Here is an 11841-nt window from a genome sequence, read left to right as displayed (position 1 = left end):
AAAAGGAAAATATAATGTATACAAAAAATGAACGCCTCCGTTATATAGCAGGAACACCTGTAAATATCGCAATCGCAAATATAAGAAATTATAACCTTCACTGTCATGAAAATGCCATAGAATTCGCTTATTGTCTTTCAGGCAGCGCTGTTTTCAACATAGCCCATGAGCATATGATACTCAATGAAGGTGAAGTAGTTCTCATAGAACACGAAAATTTTCATTCTATACAAGCTGATTCCGACAATATTATTTTGCTGTTTCACATAGATATAAAAAACTGTATATATCCATGGGAGAAAATCAAATACATGTATTTTTCATGTGCTACCAAACTATGTAAGCCTCATCATATACCACATTTACAGAAAATATATGAAGCCCTTCTTACAGCCTCATATATTTATGCATCCCGCGATACACATTTTACAGAATCATATAACAAGATAGCCAATATCCTTTTAGATCTGGTCGTAAATTACTTTACTTGGTTTTCTATCGAAACATTCACATCTGAAGACAGCAAAAAATTTAAAAACAGGCTTGACCGTATACTTTCTTATGTACAAAAACACTATAACGAAAAAATAACACTTTCTCAGATCGCTCAAAACGAATATATCAACGAAAATTATTTTTCTCAGTTTCTAAAAAGAACATCCTTTCATTCGTTCACGAAAATGCTCAACTATATACGTTGTTTTGAAGCAGAGAAACTTTTACTGAAAACAGATCTGCCTATACAAGAGATTTCCGACATCTGCGGCTTTTCTTCCAAGAAATATCTTCATAAATATTTTAAAGAGTTTTGGAAAACAACGCCCTTCCAGCATAGAAAAAAAAGTCATGAAAATTCACTTATTCAAAATGACTTTTATTATTTTTCCCCGGAAGAATCTCTGCCTTTAATCGAAAAAAAAATTTGTGAATACTTAAAAAGCAAGTTGCTGAAATAAACAACTTGCCTTTTTCATTTTTATATTATAGGATCTTTTTTCTTTCCTACAATATACAAAATCGTTCCACCTAAAGTCAGTATTAAACCACCTATCTTCGCAATGCTTATCATTAGCTTAAAATCACTCATTACACCCGATCCATACATTGTCATATAATATTCTGCGCCGTAATCCCCCTCGTACCAGTTTAGGAAAAACCCTCCTATAATAAGCAGTATCCCAAACAGCATGAAAAAAATCCCTATCCTCACAGAATCTCCTTTAGCCAGCCTTGTTTTCTCATTCAAAGGATATTTCTTGGGATCACATTTGGCCATGCCTCCATAAAAAAATTTAAATATTACATAAAACACCATACCCGATATTATTGAAATAAATCCTATAAGAAAATACTCTGTGCCATTGACAAGCAATGCCAATATCCCTACCAGTATCGGGCATACAACTATATAAACCTCTATAACTTTTCCGCCTTTTGCATAATATACATCTCCCCTGTTTTTCACAGGATACTTCCTTCGCATTTTTACAAATACAAAAGCAAGCACTACATAACAAATCAGTCCCAGAGGAGCTATTATAGTAAGCAACATTGAAAAATCCAGATTCATCAGCATCATTGTTACAGCCGCTAATATTAATATAGGCCAATATGGAATTTTTCTCTTTTTTGACAGCTTAGTAAGAAAATGCGGACACAATCTGTCATCTCCTAAAACAAAGAAACTTCTTGAACCTGCAGCTATATATGAGTTAAATATGCCGCATTGAGCAATTATCGCACATATGAGAAATACCACTCCCCATCCCTTTCCTATATTAGAGGTTAAAACACTGGCATAGTCAAATCCCCCATTACCTGTATCTATTCCCCAAAGCTGCCAATTGCCTAAAGAACATAAACCCGCTAAGGTGGGCAATATATAGCTTAAAGCTATTATCGGTATTATGATTTTGAATGCCTTTGGAATCACCTTAGGGTTCTCTATTTCACCCGCCATATTTGAAACAACGGCATACCCGCAATACATCCATATTCCTATGCAAAGACCTGTCCCTATACTTTCAAGAATTCCCTGTCCTTCCGGAATAAAGGGGCTCACCGGATTATAATTCCAGTTAGCAAACCCAACTACCGTAACAAGAGCAAATGCCGCAAGTATTATAGCAGAAAAAACAGTACTTATAATCCCAACCTCTTTTATCCCCAACAAATTAACCAAAGTAAATATCAATACCATTCCCATTTTGATACACATAGCCGCTGTCGGGCTCAAATCTATAAATTTCTCTACATACCCCACAACCAGAACTACATATGAAGCCATACCAAGATAAACTGATAAAGAGCCCCACCAGCCCATGCAGAATCCCCACGCCTCTCCGAAGGCTTCTTTTGTCCATACATACATCCCACTTTCTTCAGGCATGAATGCTGACAGCTCTGACACTGCAAGGCATATTGGTATTACCCATACTATTGGCAGCACGGCAAGAATCACAATAGTCATTCCCGGACCACATGATGGTATCATTGCTTCGATTCCGAATGCTCCGGCTGCTGTCATGCAGTAAATAATAAATGCTATTGCCCATACACTCATTTTTCTTTTTTTCAGCCCGTCAACTCCGCGAACGATATTTACAGAATTATTATGTTCCATTTTTTCTCCTTTCCTATGATGAATAAACAACTTTCCCTTTGAATACCGTCGCATTCACTTTGATATCATAAAGCTCATCCGCAGAACACTGTTCTATATCCCTATCCAGAACAATCAGCTCCGCCGATTTTCCTTCCTCAACACTTCCTGTAATATCTTCCGTGAACATCTGGTATGCTCCGCTCCATGAACTACTCTTTACGGCCTGTCTCAAAGATACGCACTCCTTTGCCGGATTATTTTCCGGCCCGAGAACATAGCCTTTATATTTTTCATATTCTTTACTATCTCCTACAAAAACACTTCTTGTTACTGCGCACTGTATCCCATGAAAAGGATTAGGCGGAGGTGTTACGGGAAAATCAGTTCCATATGAAACTACACAGCCTGAGTCAAGCAAACTCCCATTAGGATAACATCTAAGAGTCCGTTCTCTCCCAAAAATTTTTTGATAAAACTCATCTGCATCTGAATCATATATCATCCATCGCGGCTGGCAGTTGGCAATAATATCATTATTTCCCATCATTCTCATGTCCTCTTCGCTGACAATCATTAAATGAGCTATCACATTTCTTTTCCTTATATTTGTTATATTCTGTCCATAAACTATACTCTTGACTGCTTGTCTCACCGCACGATCTCCCATAGCATGTATATGTATCTGCAATCCGGTTTTCATTGCCTCGGTTACTGCCTTCATAATTACAGCGTCATCATAAAAAGCTTTTCCGCAATATCCATCCGAAAGATTCTGTTCTTTCAAAAACTTTTCTTCATATGGCTGCAAAGTCATGAATTCTCCTTCCGCAAAAATTTTTATCGTGTTTATCTGAAACATATCATTTACATCATATTTACCAATATCTTTCTTAATATCATCTATTTGAGTTAAGTCACGGCAATCATTGAAATGATATACACCCCTTGCTCTAAACGTAAGCCTCCCTTCCTCTGCCAACTGTTTATAAGCATCTGCAGCATTTTTTGTATGCAAGCAGTCATTTATCAATGTTACTCCATACGGATTAGCCAACTCTTCTTGGAATCTCAAGATAGTATTTTTATATTGTTCTACCGAATAGTCATATCCGGGTAAATTTTCTTTTATTAAGTCCTGTGCTTCCATTTCAAAAAATATACCTGCCGGATATCCTGATTTTTCCCTTGTAAATCCTCCTGATTTAGGAGATATGGTTTTCTCGGATAATCCCGATAATTCTATCGCCTTCGTATTAACCCATAATACATGCTGACAATATGACTCCATCACCAATGGCTTATCCTTACAAACTTTATCCAAATCGTGACGTGTAGGCCATCGAGGTTCTTTGCATACTCCTGAAAAAAATGCTCTATTCCATCCCGTTCCCCTTATCACATATGCTTCTTTATTTTTATCCAAATACTCTTTTATCCTCTCCAGATATCTCTTTATTACATCATTGCTATATTCTTTTTCACTTCCATCTATATCAAAAAGCTGACATGATTCAAATATCCCGGCCGCCCAATTAGGATGGCAATGTGCATCGCAAAGTCCTGGCAATACAGAATTCCCTTTACAGTCAATTACTTCTGTATATTTATCGATGTATTCATAAGCTTCTTCATTACTGCATACTTTCTTTATTATCCCTTCCTTTACCAACACAGCTTCTCCTCTCAAAATCTCCTCTCCTGCAATGGGAGAGTATACTTTTCCATTTATTAAAGCCAAATCCGCATACATAAAGGTACCTCCACAATCTAATGATTTTATTTAGAATTATCTGATTTTTTATTTTATGATATATTTACGATAAAAAAATTTAAAGACTCTTTTTATCTTAAAAAATCAGTTATTTTCATAAGAATTCGACTACTTTCTGAAATAAAAAACGACGTCTTATCACATGATAAAACGTCGTTTTTTATACTTTTAATTAATGGATTTCTGCAATCATCTGATTTTTTATGATGTTACAGCAATGCCTTATCTCTATCAGCTAATTCTTTATAAGTGTAGTACTTAGACTTAGCGTTTTCTTCCGTCATTTCAAAGAGTCTTTCCGCTACATCAGGAAATTCCTTAGCCAGTGAGGAATATCTTACCTGCCCCATGATAAAGTCTCTGAAGCTTTCTGTAGGCTCTTTTGAGTCTAAAATAAACGGATTCTTTCCTTCTTCCTTAAGCTCAGGATTGTATCTGTAAAGATGCCAGTAACCTGAATCTACAGCATCCTTGATGTTCTCCTGTGCCTTACCCATACCCTTCTTAAGGCCATGGTTGATACAAGGAGCGTAAGCGATAATGATGGACGGTCCGTCATACTGCTCTGCCTCTATTATAGCCTTCATAAGCTGGTTCTTATCGGAACCCATTCCTACCTGAGCTACATATACGTATCCATATGACATTGCCATGAGACCAAGGTCCTTCTTCTTCACTCTCTTACCTGCTGCCGCAAACTTGGCTATAGCTGCTACAGGAGTTGACTTTGACGCCTGACCGCCTGTATTGGAGTAAACCTCTGTATCGAATACCAAAATATTGATATTTTCGCCTGATGCCAGTACGTGGTCAAGACCGCCATAACCGATATCATAAGCCCATCCATCACCGCCGAGAGCCCAGAATGACTTCTTAACAAGGTGATCCTTAAACTCCATAATCTTTCCGCAAAGCTCTTTAACTCTTGCATCATCAGACTTAAGATTTGCGATAGCTGCGATTACGTTATCACTCTTTTCTCTCGTTTCGCTTCCATCGTTCTTATATTCTATCCATTCTGTCATTGCCGTCTTAAGCGCTTCATCAGCATCCAGCTCAAGCAACTCTCTCATCATTTCTTCAAGCTTATTTCTCAGCTGCTTATCTGCCATTACCATTCCGTAGCCGTACTCTGCGTTATCCTCAAACAGAGAATTTGCCCATGCAGGACCTCTGCCGTTCTCATCCTTGCAGTAAGGCATTGAAGGAGCCGAAGCACCCCAGATTGATGAACATCCTGTTGCATTGGCAATCATCATTCTGTCACCAAAGAGCTGAGTTACCAGCTTGATATAAGGAGTCTCTCCGCAACCTGCGCATGCGCCTGAGAATTCTATATAAGGTTTAGCAAACTGGCTTCCCTTGATTGTATGAGTATTTACCTTCTCTTCTTTTCTCGGAAGCTTAATACCGTAATCCCAGTTCTTGCTTTCCTTTTCCACCTCTGCAAACGGCTTCATTACGAGAGCCTTGTTCTTTGAAGGGCAAATGTCGGCACAGTTTCCACATCCTAAGCAGTCAAGAGCCGAAACCTGCATTCTGTACTGAAGTCCCTCCATACCCTTTCCTGTAGCCTTGATAGTCTCAAAGCCCTCAGGAGCGTTAGCTTTTTCCGCATCGTCAAGAAGCATTGGTCTGATTGCAGCATGCGGACATACGAATGAACACTGATTACACTGTATGCAGTTTTCAGGCTTCCATTCAGGCAAGTGTGCTCCTACGCCACGCTTTTCGTAAGCTGCCGTTCCTGAAGGGAACGTACCGTCTTCTATTCCGTCAAATGCGCTTACAGGCAGTGAATCACCTTCCTGCTTGTTCATAGGAATGAGAATCTGCTCTATGAATTCAGGCAGCTCTACCTTCTCGCCTGCAGGATCTTCTGCATTTGCCCAGTCAGCCGGAACCTCAACTTTTCTTATAGCTGTGATTCCCTGATCTACGGCAGCGCAGTTCATATCTACTATATTCTTACCCTTCTTACCGTATGATTTCTCGATACCCTCTTTAAGATACTTAACAGCATCATCAATAGGAATTACATTGGTAAGCTTAAAGAATGCAGCCTGCATTATCATGTTGATTCTGCTTCCCAGACCTATGCTGTCGGCAATTGCACCTGCATCTATAGCATAAAAATTAATTTTCTTGTTTGCAATGTCTCTCTTTACCTTAGCAGGCAGATGTTCATTCATTTCGGCATCTGACCACAGTGAGTTCATCAGGAATGTACCGCCCTCTTTCAGGTCTTTAAGCATATCATACTGTCTGATATACGCCTGATTATGGCATGCCACAAAGTCAGCTCTATTTATAAGATATGTTGACTGAATAGGTTTTTCCCCAAATCTCAGATGTGAAATCGTAACTCCGCCGGACTTCTTGGAGTCATAAGCAAAGTACCCTTGTGCGTACATATCAGTCTTATCACCGATAATCTTAATAGCAGTTTTGTTAGCGCCTACAGTACCGTCAGAGCCAAGACCCCAGAACTTACACTTGATCGTACCTTCCGGCTCCATAGCGATACCCGGTGTGTACGGCAGTGAAAGGTTAGTTACATCGTCTTCTATACCTACCGTAAAATGGTTCATCGGCTTTTCTTTATTAAGATTGTCATAAACAGCTTCAATCATACCAGGGTTAGTATCGTTTGAACCGAGACCGTAACGTCCGCCGTAAACCTTAGGAGCATTGTCCTCATCAAAGAGTAAAGTCTTTACATCCTGATAAAGCGGCTCTCCCAGTGAACCAGGTTCTTTAGTTCTGTCAAGAACAGCAATCTTCTTAACCGTTTCAGGAAGAACGTTCATGAAATACTCTTTTACAAACGGTCTGTAAAGTCTCACTTTAATGAGACCTACCTTCTGGCCTTGAGCGTTCATGTGGTTAATAGTCTCTTCTATAGTTTCACATACAGAACCCATTGCAACAATAATTCTGTCAGCATCAGGAGCGCCTACATAGTCAAATGGCTTGTAGCTTCTTCCTGTTATTTCGCTGACTTTATCCATGTATTCCACTACAATCTCAGGAACAGCTTCGTAGAATTTATTGGAAGCTTCTCTTCCCTGGAAGAAAACATCAGGGTTTTGAGCTGTACCTCTGATAACAGGATGCTCCGGATTAAGCGCCTTGTCTCTGAATTCCTGCAAAGCTTCCCAGTCCACTAATTTTTTAAAGTCATCATAACTGAAAACTTCAATCTTCTGAACTTCATGTGATGTTCTGAATCCATCGAAGAAGTGAAGGAAAGGAACTCTTCCTTTAATTGCCGCAAGGTGAGCGATACCGCCCAGATCCATTACCTCCTGTACCGAACCTGATGCCAGCATAGCAAACCCTGTCTGTCTGCAGGCCATAACATCGGAATGATCTCCGAAAATACAGAGAGCGTGAGTTGATACACTTCTTGCAGCAACGTGGAAAACTCCAGGTAAAAGTTCTCCAGCTATCTTATACATATTGGGAATCATAAGTAATAATCCCTGTGATGCTGTGTATGTAGTTGAAAGCGCACCTGCTGCAAGCGATCCATGTACCGCACCTGCTGCTCCCGCCTCTGACTGCATCTCAGCTACCTTGACTGTCTGATCGAATATATTTTTTCTTCCATAGGCAGCCCACTCATCTACTACTTCAGCCATAGTAGAGGACGGTGTTATCGGATAAATTGAAGCCACGTCAGTAAACGCATAAGAAACGTGAGCCGCAGCCGTATTACCGTCCATCGTCTTCATTGTTTTGTTTGCCATAATTACCTCCATTTAATTATGTATATTGCACGATTATTGATCTAAATTCTAATATCACGCAATTATTAAGCTATTTAAAATTATTCCTATTATAGCACATTACCATTAATTTTAACTTAATCCAGCCCCTCCGTCAACCGTGTACCAAAAATTATACAATATACATGCAAAATACAATCATACAAGAAATCGACCAAAATATTCCTTATAATCCCTATTGATAACCAATATAACAGTGCCCATTATAATGTAAATTTTTAACACGCTTTGCATGCTTGTTATAACAGCGATTTACTGGTATAATGAACGCTATGAATCAATACAGTTTTACCAGTATATTGACATCGGTAATTCTGTACATCATATTACTCAGAAAGTGTTTTAATAAATCAGGGAGCATAAAACGTTGAAAAAGATCAAAGGATGGAAACACGAAAAAGAATTTGATACAAGAACTCTCATGTCAGATATCACCTCTTTAGCTTCAGACGGCAATAACGATCAGAAAGATCCAGCCGAAAATTCAAGCGATTCCAATGACGAATGCAGGGAAACACGAAAAGCCATAGACTTGAAAACTCTTTCGGATATAGAAAACAAAGCAACAGAAGAAAAAGTAACACAAGTATATGAGCCTCGTCCACTTACTCCGGATGACGATATATATGAAGATATCATAGAACAATTTGCTTCAGCGCCCACAAAACCAAAATACTGGTTCGAGGAATTCGGAGATTACTGGTCATGTAGCTGTGGCCATATAAATAAAGGCGACCGCTGCAAAAGCTGCGGTCTGGAACGTGATCTTCTCAGATCTCTTTTTATTTTGCATAAACCTGCCGGCACTCCCGGAAAACTTAACAAAAAACTAAACAAAGCCGCGAAAGAAAAAATAGATAAAGAAGAACAGCAACTGGCAGCTAAAGAAAACAGAAGAAAAAAACGTGAAGAATCAGGAGATGATAGTCTCAAAGTCATTCCTATAGAGTCCTCCGAAAATCCGTCTGACGTACATGATACTCCGGAGTCCCAATTTCCCGAAAGCGAAACTCTTAAAGAAAATCCCGATGAAAATATCATATCCGATGATACCTCACCAATATCCTCTGATATGGAGTCTCAAAACAATGACGAATACAGAGAAAAATCCAACGAAGAAATATCTCAACCTAAAGATTCCAATGAACCCAACCAAAAAGCTGTAGCTGCCCTTCCGGCCCCCAAACATCTTTCTCCGCCGCAGAAAAAACAGCACAAGCTGAATTTCAGAGCAAAACTAATTATCGCTATCATAGCATGTCTTGTTCTGATAGGAGGATGTGGTACAGCCATATATCATTATATGGCTGCTCCTGCTATGCAGTATCAGGAAGCTCAGCAGCTCCAAGCCGACGGTAAATATGAAAAGGCAATTGCAAAATACAAATCTCTGGGAGATTACAAAAATTGCGAAGAATTAATCTGGCAATGTTATATCAGCATGGGCGACCAATACTTTCAGTCAAAGGATTATGATAAAGCAATAGACACCTATAATATCGCCATAGATTTGAAGGATGATGAATCACTTCACGATAAAATTTGGCAGTGTTATTGCGGTATCGGTGACCTCCATATGGAAAACGGGGAATACGAAAAAGCTTTAAGTACATATTATGTGGCCGCAGATCTAAAAGATAATGACGAGATCCAGGAAAAAATAAATCTTGCCAAATTCAATTATGTAAAAACGTACCAGAAAGACAGAACGGCAAAAGTTGAAGAATATATGTCAGATCTTATGTCAATCAAATATTCAGGTATACAGGAAATATACGACGATTATTATGCATGGCATGTAAAAATCGTCGCCAATACTTCTGAAACTGATTATTCTACTGATATGGATACTGTCAGCAGAAAAGATACAGTATTTTTTCACGCTACACTAAGCGGAGGAGAACCCTCTGAACAAATTATGCTTTATTATGAAATCACATGGCCAAGTGGATCAAGCCAAATATATAATCTGGATTCCACCTGGAAAGACGGATCAAATATAACAGCTCGTTTTCAGTATCCTATACCATTATTCGGCAAAGAAGGAAAACTTACATTCAAGCTCTATGACAGAAGTACGAATGAAGTTCTTGGAAGCGACAGTATAATATTTAAAAATTAGTATATATAAATAAAAACCCTATAGCCAATTTCATTGCAATAGGGTTTTTATTATTCTATCGATAATAAAATCAGCACAGTTTAAGACACAAATAAAAACGAGCCTTAAGTAAGGCTCGTTTCCTATAGGTGTTACCCTTATTCTATGATCTCTGTTACTACTCCGGATCCTACTGTCCTTCCGCCTTCTCTTATAGCGAATCTCAGTCCTTCTTCAATTGCTATCGGTGTTATAAGTTCGATAGTCATTGTGATGTTGTCTCCAGGCATACACATCTCTGTTCCTTCCGGTAACTGAAGATCTCCTGTTACATCTGTTGTTCTGAAGTAAAACTGCGGTCTGTATCCGTTAAAGAACGGTGTATGTCTTCCGCCCTCTTCCTTCTTCAGTACGTATACTTCTCCCTTGAACTTTGTATGCGGATGAATTGTTCCCGGCTGCGCCAGTACCTGTCCTCTTTCGATCTCATCTCTCTGTACTCCTCTTAAAAGAGCTCCGATGTTATCTCCTGTCTCAGCCTGATCTAACAGCTTTCTGAACATCTCGATTCCAGTTACTACTACCTTCCTCTTCTCTTCTGTAAGTCCTATGATCTCTACTTCCGCTCCTACTGTAAGGCTTCCTCTCTCTACTCTTCCCGTCGCTACTGTTCCTCTTCCTGTGATAGAGAATACATCCTCTACCGGCATGATGAACGGCTTATCATTATCTCTTTCCGGTTCAGGTATATATGCGTCAATCTCTTCGAACAGCTCTACTATCTTATCTCCCCATGGACCTGCAGGATCTTCCAACGCCATCAGCGCTGATCCTCTTACTATTGGTGTGTCGTCTCCAGGAAATTCATACTGGTCGAGCAGTTCTCTTACTTCCATCTCTACCAGATCAAGAAGCTCTTCATCATCCACCATATCGCACTTGTTTAAGAATACTATGATGTATGGTACTCCTACCTGTCTTGAAAGCAGAATGTGCTCTCTTGTCTGCGGCATTGGGCCGTCTGTTGCTGCCACTACCAGGATCGCTCCGTCCATCTGGGCTGCTCCTGTGATCATGTTCTTTACATAGTCAGCATGTCCCGGGCAGTCTACGTGCGCGTAGTGTCTATTTGGCGTCTCATACTCTACGTGAGCTGTTGCGATTGTGATTCCTCTTTCTTTTTCTTCAGGCGCTTTGTCGATCTGATCGAATGCTACGTCTGATCCCAGTCCGTATCTCTGGTGAAGTACTGTTGTGATTGCTGCTGTGAGCGTCGTCTTACCATGGTCTACGTGACCGATCGTTCCGATATTGATATGCGGTTTGTTTCTTTCAAATTTCTGTTTTGCCATTTTAATTCCTCCTAATTAAAATAATGCGTAAAGAACAAAGTCGGCCTCCGCCGATTCTTTTCGATGGTGGACTTTGATTCACAGTCCGTCAATATCGCAAAGCGATATCCATACATATTAAAATGGAGCTGCTGAGCAGACTTGAACTGCCGAACCTCTTCATTACCAATGAAGTGCTCTACCTACTGAGCTACAGCAGCATACCAATATTAATTATGGTA

At 39.5% G+C, this 11841-nt stretch carries 6 protein-coding genes and 1 tRNA gene; 2 read left to right on the top strand and 5 right to left on the bottom strand.

Translation table 11 applies throughout. The annotated features are described in order from the left end of the window. The first annotated feature begins 14 nt into the window (after positions 1 to 14). A complete protein-coding gene (locus ACLR96_RS01985) occupies positions 15 to 956 on the top strand; it encodes a helix-turn-helix domain-containing protein (RefSeq protein ID WP_177270333.1) in 942 nt (313 codons plus the stop codon). Positions 957 to 976: 20 nt separating this feature from the next. On the opposite strand, the gene ACLR96_RS01980 is transcribed toward ACLR96_RS01985, so the two are convergent. The 3 genes from ACLR96_RS01980 to nifJ form a co-directional block, all read right to left on the bottom strand. Next, on the bottom strand, positions 977 to 2623 hold the full coding sequence (locus ACLR96_RS01980; protein WP_177270331.1) for an amino acid permease: 1647 nt from the start codon (positions 2621 to 2623) through the stop codon (positions 977 to 979). A 13-nt stretch (positions 2624 to 2636) separates the two neighbouring features. Next, positions 2637 to 4355: an amidohydrolase family protein gene (locus ACLR96_RS01975; RefSeq protein WP_177270329.1), complete on the bottom strand. Its 1719-nt coding sequence runs from the start codon at positions 4353 to 4355 to the stop codon at positions 2637 to 2639. 230 nt (positions 4356 to 4585) lie between these two features. Then, positions 4586 to 8128 carry a pyruvate:ferredoxin (flavodoxin) oxidoreductase gene (nifJ, locus tag ACLR96_RS01970; RefSeq protein ID WP_187525303.1) on the bottom strand — a complete coding sequence of 1181 codons (3543 nt, stop codon included), beginning with the start codon at positions 8126 to 8128 and terminating at the stop codon, positions 4586 to 4588. A gap of 406 nt (positions 8129 to 8534) precedes the next feature. On the opposite strand from nifJ, the gene ACLR96_RS01965 reads away from it, so the two are divergent. Next, positions 8535 to 10289 carry a hypothetical protein gene (locus ACLR96_RS01965; RefSeq protein WP_177270325.1) on the top strand — a complete coding sequence of 585 codons (1755 nt, stop codon included), beginning with the start codon at positions 8535 to 8537 and terminating at the stop codon, positions 10287 to 10289. 137 nt (positions 10290 to 10426) lie between these two features. Here ACLR96_RS01965 and tuf read toward each other — a convergent pair whose 3' ends face one another. Together tuf and ACLR96_RS01955 are read right to left on the bottom strand one after the other, a co-directional pair. After that, positions 10427 to 11620: an elongation factor Tu gene (tuf, locus tag ACLR96_RS01960; protein ID WP_177267439.1), complete on the bottom strand. Its 1194-nt coding sequence runs from the start codon at positions 11618 to 11620 to the stop codon at positions 10427 to 10429. A gap of 123 nt (positions 11621 to 11743) precedes the next feature. Beyond that, positions 11744 to 11820: transfer RNA gene (locus tag ACLR96_RS01955), tRNA-Thr, on the bottom strand. Between the last annotated feature and the right edge of the window lie 21 nt (positions 11821 to 11841).

The organism is Lentihominibacter sp., assembly GCF_046951855.1.
In the GTDB taxonomy this organism is placed as follows: Bacteria; Bacillota; Clostridia; order Peptostreptococcales; family Anaerovoracaceae; genus Lentihominibacter; species Lentihominibacter hominis.
Note: the sequence above shows the minus strand (reverse complement) of the source record. Positions and strands in the feature narration are given on the sequence as shown.

Excerpts from the sequence above, each read along its gene's own strand:
- ACLR96_RS01985 (WP_177270333.1), top strand. The coding sequence starts at position 15 with ATGTATACAAAAAATGAACGCCTCCGTTATATAGCAGGAACACCTGTA.
- ACLR96_RS01980 (WP_177270331.1), bottom strand. The coding sequence starts at position 2,623 with ATGGAACATAATAATTCTGTAAATATCGTTCGCGGAGTTGACGGGCTG.
- ACLR96_RS01975 (WP_177270329.1), bottom strand. The coding sequence starts at position 4,355 with ATGTATGCGGATTTGGCTTTAATAAATGGAAAAGTATACTCTCCCATT.
- nifJ (WP_187525303.1), bottom strand. The coding sequence starts at position 8,128 with ATGGCAAACAAAACAATGAAGACGATGGACGGTAATACGGCTGCGGCT.
- tuf (WP_177267439.1), bottom strand. The coding sequence starts at position 11,620 with ATGGCAAAACAGAAATTTGAAAGAAACAAACCGCATATCAATATCGGA.